The organism is Streptomyces sp. NBC_00989, from assembly GCF_045162655.1.
Lineage (GTDB): Bacteria > Actinomycetota > Actinomycetes > Streptomycetales > Streptomycetaceae > Streptomyces.
In genome coordinates this window covers 6,302,627-6,325,868 of the sequence record NZ_CP108728.1, presented here as the reverse complement: position 1 = coordinate 6,325,868, position 23,242 = coordinate 6,302,627, and the positions used below count along the sequence as shown (strand labels likewise).

20 protein-coding genes, 1 tRNA gene and 2 pseudogenes are annotated in these 23,242 nt (G+C 68.4%); 11 read left to right on the top strand and 12 right to left on the bottom strand.

Annotated features, from left to right (window positions below):
* Positions 1-126: 126 nt before the first annotated feature.
* Positions 127-333, top strand: coding sequence for a hypothetical protein (locus OG714_RS28115; RefSeq protein WP_406125059.1), 207 nt, complete (start codon positions 127-129; stop codon positions 331-333).
* Positions 334-434: 101 nt separating this feature from the next.
* Positions 435-1,439 (top strand): FKBP-type peptidyl-prolyl cis-trans isomerase, encoded by a 1,005-nt coding sequence (locus tag OG714_RS28110; protein ID WP_406125057.1) that lies wholly within the window; start codon positions 435-437, stop codon positions 1,437-1,439.
* A gap of 285 nt (positions 1,440-1,724) precedes the next feature.
* Here the strand turns inward: OG714_RS28110 and OG714_RS28105 are convergent, their stop codons facing one another.
* Together OG714_RS28105 and OG714_RS28100 are read right to left on the bottom strand one after the other, a co-directional pair.
* Positions 1,725-2,225, bottom strand: a complete 501-nt coding sequence (locus OG714_RS28105; protein WP_406125055.1) for an NUDIX domain-containing protein — start codon at positions 2,223-2,225, stop codon at positions 1,725-1,727.
* Positions 2,226-2,261: 36 nt separating this feature from the next.
* Entirely contained in the window at positions 2,262-3,668 is a 1,407-nt protein-coding gene (locus tag OG714_RS28100; RefSeq protein WP_406125053.1) for a tetratricopeptide repeat protein, read from the bottom strand.
* A gap of 224 nt (positions 3,669-3,892) precedes the next feature.
* Between OG714_RS28100 and OG714_RS28095 the strand changes: the two genes are divergently transcribed.
* The 4 genes and pseudogenes from OG714_RS28095 (at position 3,893) to OG714_RS28080 (ending at position 7,821) form a co-directional block, all read left to right on the top strand.
* Positions 3,893-4,660, top strand: coding sequence for a hypothetical protein (locus OG714_RS28095; RefSeq protein ID WP_406125051.1), 768 nt, complete (start codon positions 3,893-3,895; stop codon positions 4,658-4,660).
* A 76-nt stretch (positions 4,661-4,736) separates the two neighbouring features.
* Positions 4,737-5,648, top strand: a complete 912-nt coding sequence (locus OG714_RS28090) for an aminoglycoside phosphotransferase family protein (protein WP_406125049.1) — start codon at positions 4,737-4,739, stop codon at positions 5,646-5,648.
* Positions 5,649-6,344 (top strand): annotated as a pseudogene (locus OG714_RS28085) (class I SAM-dependent methyltransferase); the annotation flags it as partial.
* Positions 6,345-6,612: 268 nt separating this feature from the next.
* Entirely contained in the window at positions 6,613-7,821 is a 1,209-nt protein-coding gene (locus tag OG714_RS28080; protein WP_406117882.1) for an IS110 family transposase, read from the top strand.
* A 27-nt stretch (positions 7,822-7,848) separates the two neighbouring features.
* Here the strand turns inward: OG714_RS28080 and OG714_RS28075 are convergent, their stop codons facing one another.
* Positions 7,849-8,244: a hypothetical protein gene (locus OG714_RS28075; RefSeq protein WP_406131684.1), complete on the bottom strand. Its 396-nt coding sequence runs from the start codon at positions 8,242-8,244 to the stop codon at positions 7,849-7,851.
* Positions 8,245-8,369: 125 nt separating this feature from the next.
* On the opposite strand from OG714_RS28075, the gene OG714_RS28070 reads away from it, so the two are divergent.
* A complete protein-coding gene (locus OG714_RS28070) occupies positions 8,370-8,942 on the top strand; it encodes an HAD domain-containing protein (RefSeq protein WP_406125047.1) in 573 nt (190 codons plus the stop codon).
* 172 nt (positions 8,943-9,114) lie between these two features.
* Here the strand turns inward: OG714_RS28070 and OG714_RS28065 are convergent, their stop codons facing one another.
* Together OG714_RS28065 and OG714_RS28060 are read right to left on the bottom strand one after the other, a co-directional pair.
* Complete coding sequence (locus OG714_RS28065) at positions 9,115-10,650, bottom strand: hypothetical protein (protein WP_406125045.1); 1,536 nt, start codon at positions 10,648-10,650, stop codon at positions 9,115-9,117.
* A 255-nt stretch (positions 10,651-10,905) separates the two neighbouring features.
* Positions 10,906-11,137, bottom strand: a pseudogene (locus OG714_RS28060) (mobilization protein); the annotation flags it as partial.
* 42 nt (positions 11,138-11,179) lie between these two features.
* Between OG714_RS28060 and OG714_RS28055 the strand changes: the two are divergent.
* Entirely contained in the window at positions 11,180-12,013 is an 834-nt protein-coding gene (locus tag OG714_RS28055; protein WP_406125043.1) for a hypothetical protein, read from the top strand.
* A gap of 388 nt (positions 12,014-12,401) precedes the next feature.
* Here OG714_RS28055 and OG714_RS28050 read toward each other — a convergent pair whose 3' ends face one another.
* From OG714_RS28050 to OG714_RS28025, 6 genes are all read right to left on the bottom strand, one after another.
* Positions 12,402-12,974, bottom strand: coding sequence for a pYEATS domain-containing protein (locus OG714_RS28050; protein ID WP_406125041.1), 573 nt, complete (start codon positions 12,972-12,974; stop codon positions 12,402-12,404).
* A 449-nt stretch (positions 12,975-13,423) separates the two neighbouring features.
* Positions 13,424-15,139, bottom strand: a complete 1,716-nt coding sequence (locus OG714_RS28045) for a relaxase/mobilization nuclease domain-containing protein (protein WP_406125039.1) — start codon at positions 15,137-15,139, stop codon at positions 13,424-13,426.
* Positions 15,136-15,696 (bottom strand): MobC family plasmid mobilization relaxosome protein, encoded by a 561-nt coding sequence (locus OG714_RS28040; RefSeq protein ID WP_406125037.1) that lies wholly within the window; start codon positions 15,694-15,696, stop codon positions 15,136-15,138. The genes OG714_RS28045 and OG714_RS28040 overlap by 4 nt, the downstream gene beginning before the upstream one ends.
* 344 nt (positions 15,697-16,040) lie before the next feature.
* Entirely contained in the window at positions 16,041-16,904 is an 864-nt protein-coding gene (locus OG714_RS28035) for a DUF2637 domain-containing protein (RefSeq protein WP_406125036.1), read from the bottom strand.
* A 498-nt stretch (positions 16,905-17,402) separates the two neighbouring features.
* Positions 17,403-18,728 carry a DUF3631 domain-containing protein gene (locus OG714_RS28030; protein ID WP_406125035.1) on the bottom strand — a complete coding sequence of 442 codons (1,326 nt, stop codon included), beginning with the start codon at positions 18,726-18,728 and terminating at the stop codon, positions 17,403-17,405.
* A 233-nt stretch (positions 18,729-18,961) separates the two neighbouring features.
* Positions 18,962-19,192: a hypothetical protein gene (locus OG714_RS28025; RefSeq protein WP_019064588.1), complete on the bottom strand. Its 231-nt coding sequence runs from the start codon at positions 19,190-19,192 to the stop codon at positions 18,962-18,964.
* 94 nt (positions 19,193-19,286) lie between these two features.
* Here OG714_RS28025 and OG714_RS28020 point away from each other — a divergent pair, with 94 nt between their 5' ends.
* Both OG714_RS28020 and OG714_RS28015 read left to right on the top strand, forming a co-directional pair.
* Positions 19,287-19,982: a helix-turn-helix domain-containing protein gene (locus tag OG714_RS28020; protein ID WP_406125033.1), complete on the top strand. Its 696-nt coding sequence runs from the start codon at positions 19,287-19,289 to the stop codon at positions 19,980-19,982.
* Positions 19,979-21,592 carry a tyrosine-type recombinase/integrase gene (locus tag OG714_RS28015; protein ID WP_406125031.1) on the top strand — a complete coding sequence of 538 codons (1,614 nt, stop codon included), beginning with the start codon at positions 19,979-19,981 and terminating at the stop codon, positions 21,590-21,592. Before OG714_RS28020 ends, OG714_RS28015 begins: the two co-directional genes overlap by 4 nt.
* 128 nt (positions 21,593-21,720) lie before the next feature.
* Here OG714_RS28015 and OG714_RS28010 read toward each other — a convergent pair.
* A tRNA-Thr gene (locus OG714_RS28010) sits at positions 21,721-21,794 on the bottom strand.
* Positions 21,795-22,068: 274 nt separating this feature from the next.
* On the opposite strand from OG714_RS28010, the gene OG714_RS28005 reads away from it, so the two are divergent.
* Positions 22,069-23,205 carry a sn-glycerol-3-phosphate ABC transporter ATP-binding protein UgpC gene (locus tag OG714_RS28005; protein ID WP_366093243.1) on the top strand — a complete coding sequence of 379 codons (1,137 nt, stop codon included), beginning with the start codon at positions 22,069-22,071 and terminating at the stop codon, positions 23,203-23,205.
* Positions 23,206-23,242: the final 37 nt, after the last annotated feature.

The window sequence follows — 23,242 nt, the reverse complement described above, 5'->3', positions numbered from 1 at the left end:
GTTGATCGGCTGAGCGCCGCACAGCCGAGTGCAGGGTATGAAAGAAGCCCCTGGTCGGCGGTCCCCTTGGGGCCGCCGACCAGGGCTGCCAACCCCAGGCAGTCCACACGTCAGGAGAGGAATCCCATGAAAAAACCTTCCGGGCTTGCCGCCGGATCCATCGTTCTCTTCGTCATCGGCGCTTTTCAGGCGGCGATATACGTAACGGAGTTGCTGAAAGACGGGGACCGGAATACAGCGTTTCTCGAGAGCGCGTGTGCCTTGCTCGTCGGCGCATGGGTATTTGCGGCGCTGCGCCTCTTCCTCACACGTGAGTCGCGGCGGACACAGTAACTCGGGGGCGAGTTCTGGTAGAGCTGTCACCCCCTCGAAGTAACGACTTTCCTCTCGGTGCAACCTCCGAATGGACGCTGGAATTCATGATGGCGCGACCTGTGGCATACCTGTTCCTGATGAGCGCGGTACTGCTGACCGGCTGCAGTGGCGAACATGCCTCGACACCTCCGAACGGTGGCCACCGTCCCTTGCCTGCCCCCACGGTGTCGGTATCCCGGCCCTCACTACCGGCGGCTGTGCATTCGGACGCGGTGTTGCCTGCGGTCGCCGGAGCTGTCGGGCATGAGGCCGCCATCACCATTCCCAAGGCCAAGCCGAGCGGGAAGTTCGTCGTCGCCCTTCTGACGACGGGGCATGGCCGCAAGGCGGGGAATGACGACGTGGTGGTCGTCAACTACACAGCGAAAACCTGGAACGGTGGAAAGAACCTGCCCAACACGTACGGCAAGGAAGTCGCCCCCAAGGTGTTCCCTGTGGGAGAGGGGGCGGTGATACCCGCATTGGACCTCGCCGTCCAAGGACAGCAGGCCGGTAGCCGAGTGCTGGTGGTGGCCCCGCCGGCTGCCGCCTACGGCACGACCGGCAATGCCGTTCTGGGTGTCTCGGCCACCGAGACCGTCGTCTTCGTCATTGATGTCGCGAAGGTCCTGGCCGCGGATGCCATCGTCTCCGGGGAGCAACGCTCAGTACCTGGCAAATTGCCCGAGATTCAGGTGGGGCATTCGCCTGCCACGATCTCGGTACCCGACACCGCCGCACCCCGGCGCCTCGTCTCCAGGTCGCTCGTCAGCGGGCCAGGCCCGAAGGTGAAGACCGGTCAGACAGTCGTTCTCCAGTACTCCGGCGCGGTCTGGGAGGCTAACCGCGCAAAGAACCGGGCGTCCCTCTTCGACTCCTCCTGGGCGCAGCACCACCCCATCACGGTCGTCATCGGCCGCGGTAACGTCCTCAAGGGCTGGGACAAGGCCCTGGTCGGCGCAAAAGTAGGCAGCAGATTTTTGCTTGTTGTCCCACCTGGCCTCGGCTATGGCACTCAGGCCCGAAAGGGCATTCCGGCACGGTCCACCCTCGTCTTCGCCGTCGATATCCTGGCGGCAGCATAACCAGGTGTCAGCCTCACCAAGCCAGCAGGCGTGGGCCCTAGTGCCCGGGCGGGGAGAACGATGTCCTTCGCCCGGGCTCCGGTGCCTGGCACCGCTACCCTTGCGACACCACGGGCGCCGAGCAGGTACTGCCTGCTGCTGACGCTCAAGCGAGCGTCAGTCCACGCAGGGCATGACGCGCCTCTGTCAGTGGTTGGCCGTCGCGAGTGCGGAAAAACTTGCTGGTCAGCGGAACGGCCCAGCGGATGTGCTCAGGGGAGACCTTGTACCTGCGAAAAGGTCCGTCTAATCCCATCCGTCAAGTGACACCTGAGGCCCGCTACTGAGGTAACGGTGGAGGGCGCTGGCAGTTGTATCTACGAATGCCTCCGGGATGGTGTCGGCGTCGACCCAGCTGACCTGGGCGTGTTTACGCGGTTCGCGGTTTTCGGGTTCGCCAGTCCATTCGTGGGCGGCGAAGACGACGGTGAGGAAGCCGTTGGGAGCTTCGACGCCCCAGGCGCCATGAATGACATGGGCGACCGTCAGAGCCTCAGGTTTCACGGTCAGGCCGGTCTCCTCGTACAACTCGCGCACGGCGGTCTCGGTGATGGGTTCCCCGGGTTCGCTCTTGCCGACGGGAAGATCCCACATCCCCTGGGCGAACTTGGCGTTCTGGCTGCGTTGGAGGAGGACGACGCGGTTGGTGGCCTTGTCGTGGACGATGACGGCGGCGACCAGCAGGGTCATGGATTCGATGGCGGGTGGTAGGGCTTTGGGCTGGTCGTCGGTTGTCCGCTGAGCCACGGCTGGTGTCCCTTCGTCGGCCGGTTGGTGGGCAGCTTAGGCCAGTGCTTCGCGTGCGCGGCGGGCGAGTTCGGCGGCTCCGGGCACTTTGCGGCGCTGGTAGATGGAGAGGGTGGAGCGGAGCGAGGTGATCGCTTTACGGGTGCGGTCGGAGGTCATTCCCTCCATGAAGGTCAGGGCTTGCGCCCAGGCGGCGACGGCCTCGTCGGCGCGAGCCTGGGCGGCGAGGCTGTCGCCGAGGTCGGCGACAGCCTCGTCGGCGCGAGCCTGGGCGGCGAGGCTGTCGCCGAGGTCGGCGTAGGTGAGGGCGTGGACGCGCTTGTACTTCTCGGGGTCCCAGCGGATCAGCGCGTCTCGGTGCTGCTGTTCGGTGCCGATGTGGTCGGCGAGGTCGGTGAGCGTGCGGGCGGTGTGGCTGGCGACGGTGCCGGCGGCCGGGCCACTGACCCTGGAGTAGCTGGGCTGGAGGTCATCGTCCCGCAGTAGGGCGTCTTCGGCGGCGAGCAGGGCACGGGCCGCTGCGGGCCTCTCACCGACGGCGGCGAAGGCGCGGGCGTGGGTGATGTGCAGGAGGGCTTCGGTCTGGCCGTCGACGTGGCCCAGGCCGCGGACGAGCGCGCCTTCAACGAGATCGACGCAGTGATGGGGCTGCTTGAGACTCAGCGCCTGGTGGGCGAGGGCGCGCATCATCCAGGCGGCGTGGCCGTGCGGGTCGGCTTCCCAGGCAAGCTGGTAGCCGACCTGGTAGTAGCGCTGGGCTGCGCCTTCCTGACCGAGGTCGTGGTGCTTCCACCCTGCCAGGTAGGCAAGTTCAGCCACGGCACCGAATGCTCCCCGTCGTAAGCCTTCGCTCGAAAAGCGACCCCGGAGCATGGGGGCAGCGGTGTCGGCGAGGTACGCGGTCACCGTGGTCAGACCGTGGCCGCCGCCGAGGCGCTCGTCTGCCGCGCTGAAGGCAGCGGTGATCTGGCGTACGACGTCCACGTCCTCTGCTCCGACCACGGACGTGCCCGTGCGGGCGCGGAGCATGCGGGCGGTGGCTTCGTGGTCGTGGGCGAGCGGCATGGCCACGCCGGCGGTGGTGAAGGCGGCCACCGCGAGGAAGCGGCGGCGCTCAACGTCGGCCCGGCCGAGGTCAGTTGCGGCCAGAACGGGATCCCCTTCGGCCGGCTCCTCGCCATCAGGTGCGCGTAGACCGATCTCGGTCTGAGTGATGATGCGGCCCGTTCGGCGGGACAGGGCTTCGGCGAGGTACTGGCCGGTCCGGCCGGTGGGCTGGCGGGTGCCGTTGGCCCAGTGGGAGACGGCCGACTTATTGGTCTGGAGGATCTCGCCGTTCTCGGCCGCGATGCGACGGACGTCTCTCGCCAGGGCCTCGTAGGTGCAGCCGGTCGCGGAAATGGTTTCGCGCAGGCGGGAGTTGGGGTCTCTCGGCGCTGCCACGCTCGCCTCCCGTCCGGGGCTGTAAACCGCGTATACCGCTTCAACTGCCTCTCACCGTACCCACTGTGCGTGACGGAGGGTTCACTAATCATCAGCCGCCCGGCCCCGGTCCGACACCGAGACCAGGCTCCCCCTTCGGCCGGGCGGCCCCCGAAGTTCCGTACGCCTACACCGGGTTCGGGCATTCCTGTGCCCGGACCCGGCCGATCAGAGACGGAGACACGGTGACCACCATCGACACCACAGCTACGACGGACACGACGGCCATCACGGTCGTACTGCCCGAGGCGTTCGACGAGCGCTGGAGCCGCCTGCCCGGCATCCAGATCGACGGCCGGCGCATCACCATCAACCCGGCCGAGTACTTCTTCCGCTTCGAGTCCAGCACGTGGCTCGTCGCCGACTGGGAGCTGGTCAAGTCCCAGCTCCTGAACGTGGAGGAGACGACCGAGAGCGCGGTCGAGCAGCTCGCGCTGGAGTTCATCAAGACCCACGCCAAGTCCACCTCGGACGCCGCCCAGGTACTCGCCACCGCCTACGAGGTGTACGCGTACCTCTTCCGCGACGAGCACCTCGCCGGCCTCGGCCTGCCGCAGTTCACCGCCGACCACCTGAGGATGCTGCGCGAGGCGGCCACGCTGATGGCGCTGAACAAGGTCGAGTTGGACGGACACGTCTCTAACGTCGGCCCGTGCTGGTTCTTCCCCGCCGCCACCTCCGTGGTCTTCGACCTGGACGACGAGACGGGCGGCATGCTCGACGAGGTCTACCACGGCGGCTGGTTCAACGAGCACCGCCGCATCGAGGCCATCAAGGCCCACGCCGCCCTCGGCGGACGTCTCGTGCACGGCTGCCAGTCCGTGCCCGACCAGAGCGGGGGCGTCGTGGCGCCCTACGGTGCCTCGATGACCGCCTTCCGCGACGACCTCGCCGCCTTCAAGTCCGGCTGGATCGAGCAGGTCTACGCCCACCGCGTGGCCCCGGCCGCGTAACACCACCATCCCGGCTCCGGGGCGGGCCGGCACCTCTCGCCCGCCCCGGACGCCACCAACCCCCTGGAGCCCCCACGTGACCGCGAACCCCAGCACCGAACTCCTCGACAACCTGCTCACCCTGGCCAGCCGCACCACCGCCGTTCGCGAGGAGGTGCGCGTGTGGTCCATGTCCGGCGTCGAGCGCTTGACCTTCCCCGACAACACCACCGCCATCTTCAAGTACGCCAAGAGGCCCTTCGACAGCGAGGACCAAGCCCTCCGGCTGGCCCACACCCTCGGTGTCCCGGTGCCCACCGTTCACGCCTCCGCAGTACTGGACGGCTGGCTCGGCATGCTGCTGGAAGACCTCGGCGCTCCGATTCGCGAGGCCGACGACCTCGACGGCACAGCCGCAGCCGTCGTCCTGCACGCCACCCGCACCGCCTCCGCCCTGCCCGTCCTCGACCAGGAACGGCTGCGCGCCCTGCCGACCCGAGCCCTGGAACACCTCGGTCAACTCCGCAAAGCCGACCGGTGGCAGGACACGGACGACGTCGAAGACGCACTCGACCAGATCGCCCAGGCCGCCGAGACCCGCTCGGCCGGTACGACGGTGGCGCCGTTCGGCTGGGTGCACTCCGAGTTCCACCCCACCAGCCTCCACATCGGCCGGCACGGCTGGCGGCTGTTGGACTTCGCCCGCGCCTTCACCGGTCCCGGCCTGCTCGACCTCGCCAGCTGGCACGGCACCCTCGACACCCCTGGCCCCGTGCGCCTGCGGGTCTTCCTGGACACCTACGTCACCGAAGGCGGCACCCCCGACGCCCTCGCCGAACGCGGCGGACTGCCCGCCGAGCAGTGGGCACTGGGCTGGCACCGCATGTGGGCCGTCGAGTGGTTCACGGAGCAGTCCATCCGCTGGATCAACGACCCGGCCACCGACCCCGCGTACATCAAGGCCGTACGCCGTCACCTCACCGACGTCCTCCACCTCCTGGAGGTCTAGGTGCTCGCCGCCCAGGCTTCCCCCTGGTACGTCCACGCGTTGCAACGCACCACGGCTGCCCCCGCCGAACCGCTGGCCGTGCCCGCCCGGATGGAATGGACCACCCGGCCCGGCCGCGGGCCCGGCGCCGAAATCCTCGGCCCGGACCTGCGCCACAAGCGACTCCTCGAACTCGGCTGCGGCCCCGGCCACAACGCCGCCCACCTCGCCACCCGCTACGGCGCCCAGGTCACCGGCGTCGACCTCGTCGGCCTCCAGGTCCGCCGAGCCCGTTCCCACTACGGCCGACTGAACAACCTCACCTTCGTCGCCGGCCACGCCCTGCACTACCTGCAAGCCACAGACGAGCAGTTCGACGCCGTCTACTCAGTCTTCGGCGCCATCGGTCTCGTCGCCCCCGAGCTTCTGCTCCCGGCCATCGCCCAGCACCTCAAACCCCGGCGCACTCTCGCCTTCTCGGTCCCCCACCCCCAACGCGGCGGCCTACGCCCCGCCACCGACGACCGGCCCCGCCGCGACTACGTCACCCTCCCCGACCGCAGCCAACTACCCATCGCCCGCTGGGACTTCGACACCAACCGCTGGGAGAAACACCTCGACCGCGCCGGGCTCTGGCTCACCTCGGCCGAGGAGTTCCATGACGCGCGCCACGGTGGCCGCTGGCCCACCACTCTCCTCATCACCGCGCGCAAACTCTGCCCCCCCCGTTATCTTCTTGGCGGTCCTGCAAGAGGGCCGCTGGCCTCCGGGCCCGGCATGACTGTTCCCCCCTGTCGAACAGATGACCTGGGGGGTGGTGTCACCGGGCCCGGGAGGTGCCGTCGGAGACGCTGATCAGAGGCCCGGCCACCACCCGGTCCGGCGCAATGCCGGACAGCTCGCGGGCGACAGGTCTGCATAACGTGGATGCGCGCGTACGACACCACCGCCGAGGCCGGCCCGTTCGACTCCCCTGGAAGGCGCGATGTTCGACACCGAAGACGTGGGCGTGTTCCTCGGCCTGGACGTCGGCAAGAGTGCTCACCACGGCCACGGACTCACCCCGACCGGGAAGAAGGTCCTCGACAAGCAGCTGCCCAACAGCGAGCCGCAACTGCGGGCCGTCTTCGACAAGCTGACCGCGAAGTTCGGCACCGTGCTGGTGATCGTGGACCAGCCCGCCTCCATCGGCGCCCTCCCGCTCGCGGTCGCCCGGGACGCAGGCTGCAAGGTCGCCTACCTGCCCGGACTCGCGATGCGGCGGATCGCCGACCTGTATCCGGGCGAGGCGAAGACCGACGCCAAGGACGCCGCAGTGATCGCCGACGCGGCCCGGACGATGCCGCACACCCTCCGCTCGCTGGAACTGACCGACGAGATCACCGCCGAACTGACCGTCCTGACCGGCTTCGACCAGGACCTCGCGGCCGAGGCCACCCGCACCTCCAACCGGATCCGCGGCCTGCTCACCCAGTTCCACCCCAGCCTGGAGCGCGTCCTCGGGCCCCGCCTGGACCACCCGGCCGTGACCTGGCTGCTGGAACGCCACGGATCTCCGGCCGCCCTGCGAAAAGCCGGACGCCGCAAGCTGGTCGAGGTGATCCGGCCCAAGGCCCCGCGCATGGCCACCCGGTTGATCGACGACGTCTTCGACGCGCTCGACGAGCAGACCGTCGTCGTCCCCGGGACCGGCACCCTCGACGTCGTGATCCCGTCCCTGGCCCGCTCCCTCGCGGCCGTCCATGAACAGCGCCGGGCCCTGGAAACCCAGATCAAAGCCCTGCTGGAGGACCACCCTCTTTCCAAGGTCCTGACCTCGATGCCGGGGGTCGCGGTCAGGACCGCCGCAGTACTGCTGGTCACCGTCGGCGACGGCACCAGCTTCCCCACCGCCGCCCACCTCGCCTCCTACGCCGGCCTCGCCCCGACCACCAAGTCATCGGGAACCTCCATCCACGGCGAACACGCCCCCAGAGGCGGCAACCGGCAACTCAAACGCGCGATGTTCCTCTCCGCGTTCGCCGCCCTGCATGACCCCGCCTCCCGCACCTACTACGACCGCTGCCGAGCCCGCGGAAAGACACACACGCAGGCACTTCTCCGCCTCGCCCGACAGCGGATCAGCGTGCTCTTCGCGATGCTCCGCGACGGCACTTTCTACGAACCCCGCCACCCTCATACGACGGCTACATGAACCAGCCCACAGGCAGGTTGATTCAGATCAACACCTTGTGCCGTCTGTCCACGCCGAGATATCTGCGGCACCCCGACGGACAGCTTCTTCCGGGTCCAGGGCGAGCTTTCCGCAGGCCGCTGCGACGTCCGGTCCCGCAAGCGCGTCATATATACCGGTCTGCAGCCAGTCGGCCTGGTTGTCGTCAGCCTCTGCAACCGCGAAAGCGATGAGCCTTATGGCGCCCACCGTCCCCACCCGGGCCAGGGCCTCTGCCGTCTGTCGAGCCACCGCCGTGTCCTCGACGTCGAGAAGCAGCCCCACCAGCGCTTCGGCAGCCTCAGGGACATCAGTGAAGGAAGCAAGGCCACGCCCGGCACGAACACGTTGCGTCCACGAAAGAGACGACGCCTCAGCCAAGGCCGCCTCCAACCCACCCATCATCTCTGGCACGACCAGACAGTCTCATGCCCCACGGAGAAGATCGAACCCCGGGCCGATGCTGCCCACACCCTTGACGAAGAACATAGAGGCACCCCCCCCCACCTCGGCTCCCCAGGGAGAACCCGATGCGCCCGCCCTACCTACTGCTCGACGTCGACGGCGTCCTCATACCTTTTCCGGATGCCGAAGGGGCCAGTCCGGCAACCCACAACCGGCACGAGGTCGTGCCCGCTGACCGGAGCGCAGACGACCCGGTCACCATCTGGCTCAACCCTGCGCATGGCACCCTGCTCATGCAGGTGATCCGGACCGGCCTGGTCACCCCCGTCTGGTGCACCAGCTGGCGCCGCGACGCCACCACTCTGATCGGACCGCTCCTCGGCCTCCCACCCCTGCCGTTCGTCGACCTCCCACGCCCGCAGATCACCACCAGCCACCCCAACGGGTATCTGTGGAAACGCGATCACGTCGACACCTGGCTCGGCGACGCGCCAGCCATCTGGGTCGACGACGACTTCACCAGCCGCGACCACGAATGGGCGGCGGAACGCAGCGCCCGCGGCCAGGCGACCACCCTGGTTCAGCCTGACCCCCACGTCGGGCTCCTGGCCGAGCACCTGGTCGAAGTCCTGGCGTGGGCAGCGCTGTTGCCCGTCACACGGGCCGGTGTTCCAGACGCTTCAGCCAGGGCCGCATAACAGCGATAAGGCTGCAGGAAGCGCCTGGCCGGCCAAGAGGCAGGCACCGACGCCCTCCTGAGTAGAACGCGGCGATGGCTGCCGGGTCCTCGCCGCCCAGGAGATGCCCATGGCTACGAGCAGTGACTGCGTTGCTTGAGGAAGCTTGCGGTCGCCGAAGGCCGGATTCAGGTCAGCCGGCTTTCGATTTGAGTTCTCCGGCTTGCCGGATGGCGCCGATGACCCGGTCGTGGGCCGCGGGGTCCAGTGTGGTCGCCACGGCGATGGCCAGCACGTAGAGCACGGGCGCCATGCCTGTCTCGTCCGCTGTCGTCACCCAGGCGAAGGGCTTGGTCGTCAGTACAGCCCAGGTACCGAGCAGCACGATCGTAGCGGCGAGGCGCCGGGTCCAGCGGATGAGGCGCCGGCTCAGCAGGTCGCGGCTGGAGACGTCCGCCGCCATGATGCGCCAGTCTTCGTCGGCGATGTTCACCACGGCCACGGTGAAGGCTTTGCGCATGTCTTCCAGTTCCGGGCCGCCCATGGCCGCGACGGGTTTCCAGTGGCGGATCCGTGCCGCGATGCCGTCGGCCACGCGATTCGCCTCGACGTCGCCCGTGTGGTCGTCGGTGCGTATGGCCCGACGCCATCGGCCTTCCACGAACTCGGCCAGTTCTTCCAACTCACGCACGAGCAGTCGTCGTTCAGCACTGGCGATATAGGGGCGTAGGCCGGTGCCGGCGTCCGTGAACGTCGAATCGTCGTCGGTTTCGTCTTCTTCGTCGTCGGCTGTGCCGGGGGCTCGGGATGAGGGTGGTTCCTGCTGTTCTGCGAGTTCCTGGGAGTTGTCTGCGGGTGGCTGCAGTGCGAGGGCGATGTCGAGGAAGCGGTCCAGCATCACAGCGCAGGCCAGGTCGCGGCGGGGCTCGCGAGGGCCGAAGACCTGAGCCGCTGTGATGATGAGCCGATAGAGGACGACGCAGCCGTAGAGCGCGGCGAGGATGCCCAGGGCATTGACGATGCTGCCGTCGAGTTTGAAATCGGCGACGGAGGTCCCGTTGCGCTCCCAGGAAGCAATGTCGGGCTGTTGCTTCCATCGGTCGAGGGGGTCCTGCCACCAGTCGGGACTGCGGCCCAGACCGGCGCACCCGACCGACAGGAGAAGCTTCGTGAGGAGATTCGCTGCCGGGCCGAAGAGAAACCCGAAGAGGAATGTGACGAAGCGGACCACGATGAGGCAGATACAGAACAGGACCGCAGTCACCGTGAAGAGGGTGCCGAGGAAGGCCGCGGGAGCGCCGTCTCCGACCCAGCGGAAGATCCCCAAGCCGATGGTGATGGTGTAGAGGACGACCAGCCCGAAGTGCAGTGCCGGGAAGTCAAAGGACAGGCGGCTGAGCGCGCGGCTCCAACTGGAGCGCATCTCCTGGGATCGAGCAGCCGCCGCCACATGGGGTGCGGTGCGGTCGCGTGTGGCTTCGTCCAGATCGGTGAGCCTTCCCAGCTCCATAGCCCGCAGCTCCCCGAGCAGCCACAGCTCACGCAGGCGTCCCTGCGGCCAGGCAGCGACGCCTTTCCGAAAGTCGGCCCATAACTCCCGTAGAGCCTCCTTGGACTGTGGGTAGTAAATCGTGCGGACGTCACGGCCGATTTCGCTCAGGGTCTCCCTGATTCTGGGAGGCTCGGGCTCTTCTGCGTGCCGCCAGCCCTGCCGCTGTTGTTCGGTCATGGTTCCCCCGTTGAGATTCTGCCCAGGCCCGAGATCCGGGCCATCACGGTAGCCAGGAAGATCCCCTCCGGTATGGGGTCGGATCGGCCAGATTTCTAAGGCGGCCCTAGGGATCAAGCACAAGTCTCGTCATGCCTAGCGGCTGAGAAACTCGATCTCGATGGCCAGGGGGCCAAGGGCTTCCTTTTCGGACGATTAGATGGCTGGGAGGAGGCGCTGGAGCTGCTTATCCCCAGCCTGTCCGTGCGACCGTGATCAGCGCCGCCGCGCTTGTGTCGGCTGTTGCGGGACTGGGGCGGCTGTTGCCGTGTTGGGCCTGGGCTGCGATGTGTTGTGCGGTGGTGCTGCGGGCCTGTGCTGCTCGGGCTCGTGCGCTGGGTGCTGGTCGTGTGCTTAAGCGTTGGATACGCCAGGTCAGGACTCGTGCGGGAGAGTCGGCGTCGTCCAAGGCGCGTTGGTCGGCGGCCTGTTGGAGGAACTGCTGGGGCCAGGGCCGACCGCTGCACGCCGCCCGCTAACATCTCTCCGCATGACGAGGCGGGGGTGGCGACTGGGTGTCGTGGCGGTGCTGGCGGCGATCTGCATCTCCGGTCCCGAGCGCCCGGACGTCATCCACACGGCGTCGGACCTCGGCCCCCTGCCGGCCGACCGCTACGACTACACGCCCCAGGACTACCAACGATCGCAGCAGGCATCGGCGTTGCTGGTCCGCCAGTGCATGGCGGAGCGCGGCCACCGGGACTTCCCGCTCGCCCCCCGCTACCCCAGCGACCCCCTCGTCGCCACCGCGGTCAGCACCGACTACGGCGCCCTGGATCTCGCCGCCGCACGCCGCTGGGGCTACGGCTGGGACCCGGCCAAGCCCCTGGTCCTCCAGCCGAAGGGCCGCCGGATGACCAACGCCGAGTACGCGGACTTCCCCGCTTGCAACGCTCAGGAAAGCCAGCGGCTGCTGCGCGGCATCGACCTCAAACGGGACTGGCTCTACGCAAATACACGGGCGATCGAGGTCGACAAGGCGGTCAAGCGCGACCCGCGCCTCCGCGCGGCGTGGGACGTGTGGTCCCGCTGTGTCGCAGAACAAGGATTCACGCGCTATCCCGACCCTGTCGCGGCGTACACGGACACCGCCTGGCAACGGAGCAACGACGGCAACACCCGCCATACGCAGCGCGAACGGGCCACCGCCGTCGCAGACGTCACCTGCAAGCAACGCCACCAAACGGCCGAACTCTGGCACTCCGTACGGGCGCAACAGCAGGCACTGGACATCGCACAGCACCGCGACCGCTACGCCGCCGGGCTGCAGGCGCTGCGGACATACCGGGCCACCATCGCCGAGGTGCTACGGAAGCTCGGCTAACGGGGCGCCGACCCATCACCGCGAGTCCCGCCCGAGCCGAAGTTGCCCAGCCGACCGACCTTGCGCCCCGCGCATTCCGTCACCCGAGCACCTCATTTCGCCGGTTCCCCCAACCGGGGCGCGGGTGACTCCCGTTCTCGTGCACATCGCCCAGCCCCCAAAGGTGTGCGACTCCCCGGCTCGCGTCCCGTTTCTGCGGATCTGGTCCCCGTCTCACATGGTCTGGTCTGATTCGGCCGCAGGCTGAGGGGACCAGGTTCAGGCCGGTCGAGCCATTGTCGGAGGAACGTGCAGTCGTGATCGGCGGCGAGTTGGAGGGTGATGTGGTGGCCGAGGATCGGTGGTACGGAGATGGCCGTTAGGGAAGAGGCACATCCATGCGCGCCGGTCAGAAATCCAGGTACCGCTCGAGTCGGATGGGCTCAGCGCCGCCCTTCACGTAGACATCGGCAGTCAGGTTGAAATTCCCCCACGCCGCCGTGGTCAGCTCGAAGCTGGTCGAGCGATTCGTGACGGTGCGGTTGGGATCCCGGAACGTCGGGTGCAGGTGGTAGACGACCTTGGCGACACGGTCGAGATCGGAGTCCCTGTCGCCCTCAAGGGCAATGCGAAGCCGGAAGTACCGGTAGCCGCTTTTGTCGAGCGCGCTGTCGCGGTGCGCCGTGTGAACCAGATGAACTCTGGGTGCGGCATTGGTCGAGTCCTCGGTCAGTTCGGCCAGCGGCGGCGGCACTTCAAGAACGGGCTGCGCGCCCGGCTGTGGCTCGGCCCCGGTTGGGGTCTGCGGGGATGAGGGTCCGAGCTTTATTCCTGACGCCCCTGCCTCGAAGGAGTCGCCGCGCTCGACTCGGCTGTTAATCGCTTCGATGAGTCGCCCCAGCCCAGCGCGGAACGTGAGGGTGAGCGTCAATACCACGCTTGGCCAGATCAAAGCCTGCAGAAAAGGTATCCAGTCCTTCAACGCTCTCCCTCAGGTGCCCCGGCCAGATCCGCACCGACCGGTGGATCTCTGTCCCCTTGAAAGCATCTGTGCAGCGTCCCGCAGCCCTTCGGCGACCTAACCTGGGATGACGCTACCAGTCGTAGGCGACCACCTGGCTTGGCATCAGTTCGAAACGGCGGAGCCGGACTAGATCAACTGAGGCCGCCTCGGCATCCGGTCGCCCAGAGCCAGATCGACCGAGATTTCCGGCATTTGTGCGTCTCAACCGATCTGGTCACCGCAGGTCACAGACCTGAGTCGAGGCCAGGTCGTTTGAGACGGGACAGCTCGCGTCGAAACGGCATCGCTACTCACATGCATAGCCACGGGGACCAGCCGCAGGACGCGCTCGTGCCCTCGCCACCACGAAAGGCGAGGGCGCTATCTCGGCTTGGCAGTGCTGGCTCGGCAAACGAAGCGTTTCCCGCCTACCGGCGCTGTTGATGCCGCTGTTCAGCAGTCGTCACCGCTACCGGTGAGGGCTGGGGCCCCCGGCTCTGCTGGACAGGCGTCGAGCTTGCCATGGTCGAGCGTCGGCGGGCGGCCTCCGCACGGCGGTTGGGTGCCGGGTTTCGGCCGGTGTGCTGAATGCGGGTGATGAGCACGCGGGCGGGTTGGCGGGCAGTGTCCAACTCGCGCTGAGCGGCGGCCTCCTTGAGGAGCTGATGGGGTTGGTGGCCGCGGGCTTCGGCGTCGGCGAGGACGGTGGCGAGTGCTGGCCAGGCCAGATCGGTGAGGATCCGCTCGGCGTGGTCGGGGACAGCTGCTCGTACATCGCTGACCAGAACACGACGCACCTCCTCCCTTGGCGGTCGGGCTGCGAGTTCGGCGAGCGTCGGAGTGAGCGCACGGTCGGCGGCTGTCTGGAGGTGCTGGACGGCCTGGCGGGCGGCGTCGGTCTGCTGAGCGTGGTTCTGCGCTTCGTGCCAGCGCCCGGCGACAATCACGGCCCAGACCAGGGCTGCGATCAAGGCAGCCAGCGCGCTGCCGTCGGACCCTGTGGCGGTGCGGACGATGTCACGTGCCGCACTGCGCAAGGCGTGCGCAGCACGGTCTTCTGCCCGGACCTGAGACCGCTGGGCTCGGGCGAACGCCCTTGAGGCGGCTTGGAGTTGTGGGTGCAGGTTGTCGGGGGCCTTCTGGGCGGTGGCCTCAATCAACTCGCCGAGGCCGGCGATGTGGGCTTGGACGTGGGCGTCGTCGGTGAGATCGGTGTGGAGGGTGTCGAGGGCATCGGTGGCTTGTTGCCAGGGGGTGCTGGGGCGGCTGCGGCGGGCGGTGGGGTGCTCCTCCGGTACGACGTTTTCCAGGCGGGCCTGGAGCTTGGGCAGGGTGAGGTCGGGGGCGATCCTCTTGCCCGGGTGGAAGATCTGTTCGCCCTTTCCGTTGAGGTCTCCGTGACGGCCGGCAGCGTAGCCGAGGAGATCCCCCGACGGGCCGCGCCTGGCCTTGATCAGGATGCCGTCGGCTTCGAGGTAGCCGAGCAGTTCCTCAGCGCTCTTGACGTGAGGGATAGCGGCGCGGATGCGGTCTTCGAGCCACGCGGGGCTGGTCTGCTCCCAGCCGAGGCGTTGGGCCTTGTGCATCTCGGCCTGGGTGGGTCGGCGGGTGCCGGTGCGATCGCCCTTCTTCAACTGGCGCAGGCCGTAGTCCTTTTCGATCTCACGGCATGCGTCGCCGACGCGGAGGCCGCTGTCATGGAGTTTGGGGCGGCGTCCGTCTTCGCGGACGGTGGTGGCGAGGATATGGATGTGGTCGTCCGCGTGGCGTACGGCGATCCAGCGGCAGGCCAGGTCGTCACCGGCGGGGGCGATGCCGGCCGCCTCGACGATGCGCTGGGCGAGCTCGCCCCACTCGGCGTCGGAGAGGTAGCGGTCTTCGGGTGCGGCGCGGACGGGGCAGTGCCAGACGTGGTCGGTGACCTTCTTACCGAACTCGTTGTTGCGCAGCCGGACGGGCTCGTCGAGATGGCGGGCGAGTTCGGTGAGGGTGGCGTTCTCGTCGCGGCCTGGGTCGGGCATGCCGAGCATCGCGAACCCCGCCACAACGTGTGGATCGAGGTGTTCGTCCTGGCGGCCGGGGCCGAAGAGGTAGGCGAGCAGGCCGCGGGTGTTGGACCCGGCCTGTTTGATGGCGGCGATCACGCGGACGCCTCCGTCTCCGGGTCGACGGGCTGGCGCAGGGCTTCGGCGATCAACTCCAGCAGGTCGTGGAGTTCGGTGAGGCGCTGGCTGATGTCGGGTGGGGTGTAGTCGCTGTTGAGGGCGCGGGCGATCTGGTTGACGTTCACGCCGATCCGGTTGAGCTGGCGCAGGACCTGGGCGCGGAAGATGTGGGTGCGGCGGCGGTCCTCGGACAGGGGCAGGTTGGCGGTGAACCGGCCGGTGACGAAGGCGAGGACAATGTCGGCGGCGAATCCGGAGTCGCCTTTGTAGCCGTGCTCGGCGGCTGCCTCCTGGAGCAGCGTGTGCTCGTCGCCAGTGAAGCGCAGGGGGCCAACGCGGACGACGCGCTTGGTGCCGGTGAAGCGGCGGATCGTGGGCTGCACGCTCTGCGCAGCGGGCTCGCCGGCGGCGGTCTCGGCGGAGCGGACAGGAAGGAGCACTTCGCACTGAACGGTGTGGAGTGTGTCCGGGTCGGAGCCGCCGTCGGCTCCGACCTCCTGGTCCAGCGTCCCCTGGCGCTGGACCGTCTCCGCCACCCCCGGGGCGGAGACCACCGAAGACCGGCCATGAGTCGGACTCGGGGTACTACTGGCTCCGCCAGGGGCAGCCCGTCCGAACGCGCGGCGCAAACGCCCCATCAGCGTAAGTGACTTCCTCAGCGACAACGGCTCGTCAGGAGCGTCCTCGGGGTGGTGCGGGTCGTGCGTCATGGGCGGTTCTCCGGCAAAGGCGCTAGGGCAGGCAGGTGGTCGGGAGGGTCCGGTGGAGCACGGGTGGTCACCGCCCCGTCCACAGGTGTGGATGAGCAGGGGGCGCGTGGGGCGGTGACCCGCAGGCCGGGTGACCGGAAAGGGATCGGGTCACCCGGCAGAGGTTCCGGTCAGCCGCTGGCCAGACTGGTGTCGGAGGCGGCTTCGGGCTGGGCCCGGAGGGTGTCCATCACCTCGGTCAGCCGTTTACTGCCGATCGTCAGCCCCTTGTCCTCAACTGCCGTTCGGACAACGGCTCGGGTGAGCTTGCCCTGCTCAGCGGCAGCAGCCCGTCCGATCTCCACGAGTACGTCGAGCGGGGCGCCGGGTGGACGGCCACCGCGCGGCTTGCTCTCCGCAGTATCGGAAAGTGGTTCCGGCGACTGGACGGATCCGGCGGCCGGTAGGTCAGTGGCCTGGACGGGCTGGCGCGGTAGCTCGGCAGGCTGGACGCGCTCGCCCGGAGTCTCAGCAGACTGCGCGACCGCGACGGACGACGGCTCGGCGGGCTGGACGGATGTCGTGACCGGTGGTTCCGGCACCTGCATGGGGACCGGGTCCGAGTGGTCGCCAGGCTGCTCGACGAGTTGGTGGATCTGCCGCATCAGCACGCCGAAAGCCACCATCGCGGCGGTCGGTGGCACTGCGGCGACCACGTAGTCGAGGCGCGGGACGGTGCCGACGTTACCCGTGCCGCTGACCCCGGCGACGTTCAGTGCGATGGAGCCGACCGACCCGATGGCGGTCACGGCGATGGCCCAGCCGTCGGTGACCCGGCGCAGACCCGCGCGGAGCATGAGCAGTTCGCCCGCGACGATGAACGCGTCCAGTGTGGCGGGCCACGCCCAGCGGCGAACCGGTGACGTTCCCAGCCCGTGCTGGCCGGCGACGTCGGCCAAGTGCGCGTAGGAGAGCCAGAACGCTCCGGCGGTCAGGGCAACAATGACGATGCCGGCCGCGCCGAGCACGTATCGCTCGGCATCGTGCTTGGTCATCGCCAGCCGCCCTTTGCCCGACCGGTCGCCCGGCGGCTGGTGAAGTGGTGGATGGGCGAGGGACAGGGGGGTCAAGCGAGGCACTCCTGGGTTAGCGATGTGGTGCGTCTTGGGCGTCTTGGCCGTTGCAAGCGCAGGTCAGGGCAGGTACGGCAGCGGCTTCGGTCTTCCGTCCCGGTGGGTGCCGTCGGCGTCTTCAGCCCTGCGGCAAGGGGGGTTCAGGCAGTTCGTCGTGCCTGAACCCCGGCTCGGGTGGCCCTGTCGAGCCAGGACGATGCCGTTGCGTCTCCCGTCTCGACGGGCAGGGCCGTGACCAGCGCTGATACGGCAAGGACGCCTAAGACGTCGTAAGACGGATCTGGGCAGCGTCTTGGGCGGGCAACTCGCTGGTCGTGATCACGTTGCCGTCTTGATCCCGACTGCCGTCTCGGCCGCAGGCCGTTTGACCTGCGAGATCACGGCAGGGACGGCACGGACGGCAACCAGCGGCGTCGGGGCTCAGCCCTCGCTCGGGCGAGCAGGTTGGGCGTTCCCCGGGGGAACAGGGTGGACGGTGGGGCAGTACCGCCGCCAGGCGTCGAGGAACTTGTTGCGCATGTACCCCTTGCGCTGGGTTCCGTCGGCCATCCGGACGTTCCCCGGCCTGATGTCGAAGTCCCGCAGCATCCTGCCCAGTTCGCGGGCGGTCAGCCCGCCGCGCCCCCACTCCGCCCAGGGAGCCTCGGGGTCCTGACGCAGCTGATGGAGGAGTTCCTCGGTGGACAGGCTGTCCACCTCACGCTGAGCGGCGAAGACCCGACGGATGTCGGCGAGGATCCGCGCGCCGCTGGGGTGGTCCTCCTCGGCCGCCGCTTCGGCGGCGACCATCCGCGCGCACGCCACACGGGCCCGGCGCGGCCAGGAGCCACCGGCCAGGTCGGCGACGATCACCAGGGGCTCCCAGGTGTCGGCGGCGCGGTCCTCGACCGGCATGTCCGGCTCCTGGTTCGCGGCCTCGTCCAGCAGGGGCCTGGCCCACGCGTGGATGCGGTCGCGCAGATCGTGCAGGGCCGGGATGTCGCGGCGGGAGCGGAAGGGCTTGACCTTCTCCCCTTCGGCCCGACGGCGCATCCGGATCACCACCGCCCGGTCCATGACCGTGTCCGGCAGGTCGCCGATCCCTGCGATGGCCGCCATGGCGAAGGTGGCGAACTTGTGCGGGGTGTGGTCGTTGCCGACCACCCGGGTGACGTAACGGCCCCGCTGGTGACCGGCGTTCAGCAGACCGCGCGTCTCCTCGTTCCGCTCCGCCTGCTTCGGCGTGCCGAAGATGGTGTCCGCCTCGTCCACCAGCAGCGTCGGCGGATCATCCTCATCGATGGAGCGGAAGATCGCCGCAGGCGTGGTGTTGATGGTCAGCATCGGCTCATGGACCGTCTCGGTCAGCACGTCCAGCAGCCGCGACTTGCCGCACCGCTTCGCAGGGCCCACCACTGCCAGGCGCGGGGCGTGCTGCCACGCGGGCTGCAGATGCGTCGCCGCCACCCACAAGGTGATCGCGTCCAGTGCCTCCGGCGAGGGCGCGATCACGAACTGGGCGATCTGCGACCGCAGTTCGTCCAGCAGCTTCGAGCCGTGGGTCGGCTCCGCATCGGGTATCGCCTCCAGCCCGTTCGACGCATCCGTCTCATCGGCGCTACGGGCGGTCGCATTGCCCCCGTGACCCGGATCGGCGTCGCCGGCCTGCGCGGCGCGGAGGTGGGCGCCGGGCTGGCCGGGGACGGCGGTCGTGGGCCAGCTCGCCTTGGCGGGGGCGGAATAGGGCTCGGGGTTCTCGGGTTGCACTCGGCAGCTCCTCGTCTGGCGGTAGCGGACGTGTATGTCCGTGCCGCCGGGTCGGTTCGCAGTGGATTGCTGGGGAGCTTTGGGGCCTCCGGCGTTGCACCGCCGGGGGCTCTCCCTCATCTCGCAGGCGTTCGGGTACCGCGAGGGACCACGGACAGTACGGTCACGCCTGTCCACAGTCCAGCGTTTCTGTGTCAGCTCAGCGCAGAAACAACTGCTACGCGCCCGCCCCCTCACGCGGCCAGGCCCAAGAGGGCCAGGAGATCTGCGGTCACCACCCGATAGGCGTTGCCCAGCCGCAGCACCTTGCACGGGTACAGGCCCCGCTTCGCCAACTCGTACCCCTTGCTACGCCCGAGCCCCAATGCCCGGTTGCCCGTCTCCAGGTCAACAGCGGCAGGAAGCTCCAGCAGCTCCTCGCGGCTCATGCCCTTCACCCGGTCGGCGGGTTCGTTCGCACGCATACGCGCTCCATCCATGACTGAGCCCTCGGCGAACACAGCAATCGCGCTCGTCTCCAGGCCATGGAAACAACGCTAAGCGAGCTAATGTGTCTTCATGACACAAAGCCGTTCCGACCATGGATACGAGAAGGACGACGAGAACGACGTCCTCGAATGGGAGGACCACGTCATGGCCACCGTGGCCGGCGAGGTCCGCAGACGACGGAAGGAACTGGGGTGGAGCGCACAGGACGTGGCCGACAGGTGCGAGGAGATCGGCTACCCGATCCCCCGCAACGTGATCGCCAACATGGAGTCCGGCCGCCGCGCCGTCCTGCCGCTGGTCGAGATCATGGTGCTCGGGAAGGCCCTGCGCGTGTCCCCGATCAGCCTGATCTACCCCGTCGGCTACGTCACCGAAGTCCGCGAACTCCCCTACGAGGACCCGCAACCGACCTGGGACGCCCTGCAGTGGTTCGTCGGCAACTCAGCTGCCGAAGACGCCACCGACTACATGCTCGACCACTTCCTGGCCCACGACCTCGAACTCCGCTCGGCCCTGGCCGCCGTGGAAAGCGAGGACTACGAGCTCTGGAAGGTGAAGACCGCCGCCAACCGTGTCCAACGGGAAGCAGCCGAGCGCGCCTTGGCCCGCTACACCGACCAGGCCACAAGGGCCAAGCACGAGCTGCGCCGGCACCGCGACGCCATCCGCGAAGGCGGCGGCATCCCACCCCGTCTGCCCTCGCCACTCGCCGACATCGACCCACCCGAACCTGACACCGGCACCACCGAGGAGAACGATCTTTGAAGGGCTCCACCTACCGCCGCTGCTCCTGCCGCGACCCAAAGACCGGCAAGGAACTCGGCTCCTCCTGCCCGAAGCGCAACAGCAGGAACCACTGCACCTACTCCATACGCCAAGAGTTGCCGCCCCGCGAGGACGGTAGCCGACGCTCCTTCGCCCGTGGCGGGTACACCAGCCTCAAGGCGGCCCAGGCCGACCTCGATCACGTACGTGCCCTCATGGCGCTCGCCGAGTCCGACGACCCCGAAGGCGTCCAGCTGATCGCCGAGATGCTCTCCGAGGTCAGCCGCGACAAGCTTCCGCTCCCCGACGTGGAGGAGACCCGGCGTCGCCTCAACGCCGGCCAGGACCTCGTCGGCAGCCTCACCGTGAGCGAGTGGCTGGACCGGTGGCTCGCGGGCAAGCGCATCCGGAAGTCGGGCGTCAGCCGCTACGAGACCGACGTCCGCGTCCACCTCAAGCCCCACATCGGCGACCGGCGCCTCGACCGTCTGCGCGTGAGCCACCTCAGCGAGATGTTCACCGCCATCACCGACGCCAACGCCGAGATCCTGGAGCAAAACGCCCAACGGCGTGCGGCGGTAGAGGAGTTGGCGTCCGTGCCGTGGAAGGGCATGGAAAACCGGGCCCGCCGTAAGGCCATGAAGACGGCGATCGACGCGATGCCGCCCTTCCGCCGCGTCACCGGGCCGTCCACGCGCCAGCACGTCAAGGCCACGCTCCGCGCTGCCCTGAACGAGGCGATCGGCCAGCAGATCATCACGTTCAACCCTGCGGCCCACGTCGAGATCGACCCCGTCCGCAAGCCGAAGGCCCTCGTCTGGACGGACGAGCGGGTCGCGCGGTGGCAGCAGACCGGCGAGAAGCCCTCCCCCGTCATGGTCTGGACGCCCGAACAGACCGGCGCCTTCCTCGACTTCGTCGCCGCGGACCGGCTGTACGCCATGTGGCACCTGATCGCCTTCCGCGGCCTGCGTCGCGGCGAGGCGTGCGGCCAGCCCTGGTCGGAGACCAACCTCGACCGGCACTCCCTCACCGTCACCGGCCAGCTCATCCAGGACGGTTGGGACGTCGAGGCGTCCGAACCGAAGACCGACAGCGGCTTCCGCGTCGTAGCCCTGGACGACGACACCGTCGTCGTCCTGGAGCGGCACCGCAAGCAGCAGGCGGCCGACCGCGCGGAGTGGGGACCGGCCTGGGTCGACACCGGTCTCGTCTTCACCCAGGAAGACGGCTCCTGGCTGCACCCCGGCAAAGTGACCGACCTCTTCGAACGGCTCGTCGCCGCCTCCGATCTCCCGCCGATCCGGCTGCACGACCTGCGCCACGGCGCGGCCACCCTCATGCTCGCCGCCGGCATCGACGTGAAGATCGTGTCGGACACCCTCGGGCACAGCGACACCCGCATCACGCGGGACATCTACCAGAGCGTCCTCCCCCACGTCGGCAAGAGCTCCGCCGAGGCCACCGCCAAGCTGGTCCCGCTCCAGCGCAAGTCCGAGGCGGAGAAGGCGGCCCGCAAGGCCGCGAAGGCCGCCCAGAAGGCCAAAGAGAAGGCGAAAGCCCAGGCCAAGGCGAAGAAGAACAAGGCACGGAAGAAGCCCAAGAAGTAGGGCACCGAGCCGCTCCGCTCACGCATCGCTCACGCAAGCCGTCCCACGGCACCCCAGCCGTGTGACGCGTCACGGCCCGAGCAACACAAAAGGCCAGGTCACGGGCTATGTGACCTGGCCTTCGAAGGAGCCCCCTGTCGGATTCGAACCGACGACCTACGCATTACAAGTGCGTTGCTCTGGCCAACTGAGCTAAGGAGGCCTGCGCGATGCGTGCGTACCCGGCGGGGTAGGCCCGACGGGACATACCCGACGTGCGTCCCCGAGGCGCCCGCGATCACGTGCCCGAGCAGTGTACCCAGGTCCCCGTCGCCCCCTGTCGAAAATTTCCTCGAAGTTCACATGGGCCCAGGTACTGACAGACCAGGCAAACGCCAGGTACCGTCCTGACCCAGTTCACTCGCGTGGACTACACCACCACCTTCCTACAACGGATCGTCCGGCACGTTCCTGCCGGTAGAAGGGGGCCCTTCATCATGGCCACTGTTTCGTTCGACAAGGCGACCCGGATCTACCCGGGCACCGAGAAGCCCGCCGTAGACGGTCTGGAGATCGAGGTCGGGGACGGCGAGTTCCTCGTCCTCGTCGGTCCGTCCGGCTGTGGCAAGTCCACCTCGCTCCGCATGCTCGCGGGGCTCGAGGACGTCAACGCCGGCGCCATCCGCATCGGTGACCGCGACGTCACGCACCTGCCGCCGAAGGACCGGGACATCGCCATGGTGTTCCAGAACTACGCGCTGTACCCGCACATGACGGTCGCCGACAACATGGGCTTCGCGCTCAAGATCGCCGGCGTCAACAAGGCCGAGATCCGCCAGAAGGTGGAGGACGCGGCGAAGATCCTCGACCTCACGGACTACCTCGGCCGCAAGCCGAAGGCGCTCTCCGGCGGTCAGCGCCAGCGTGTCGCGATGGGCCGCGCCATCGTGCGTGAGCCCCAGGTCTTCCTCATGGACGAGCCGCTGTCGAACCTCGACGCCAAGCTCCGTGTGTCGACCCGTACGCAGATCGCGTCGCTCCAGCGCCGCCTCGGCATCACCACCGTCTACGTCACCCACGACCAGGTCGAGGCCATGACGATGGGCGACCGGGTGGCCGTACTGAAGGACGGTCTGCTCCAGCAGGTCGACAGCCCCCGCAACATGTACGACCGCCCCAAGAACCTCTTCGTGGCCGGCTTCATCGGCTCCCCCGCCATGAACCTGATCGAGGTCCCGATCACCGACGGCGGCGTGAAGTTCGGCAACTCGGTCGTCCCGGTCAACCGCGAGGCCCTCAAGGCCGCCTCCGACAAGGGTGACCGTACGGTGACCGTCGGCGTCCGCCCCGAGCACTTCGACATCGAGGAGCACAACGGCGAGGCCGCGAAGTCCCTCACGAAGGACTCCGAGGACGCCCCGGCCGGTCTCGCCGTCTCCGTGAACGTCGTCGAGGAGCTGGGTGCCGACGGGTACGTCTACGGCAGCGCCAAGGTCGACGACGTCCTCAAGGACCTGGTCGTCCGCGTCAGCGGCCGTTCGGTGCCGGAGAAGGGCTCCACGCTCCACGTGGTCCCGCGTCCGGGCGAGATCCACGTGTTCTCGACCTCCACGGGCGAGCGACTCACCGACTGATCAGATCCCACTGACGGATCAGGTCTCACCCGCTGAT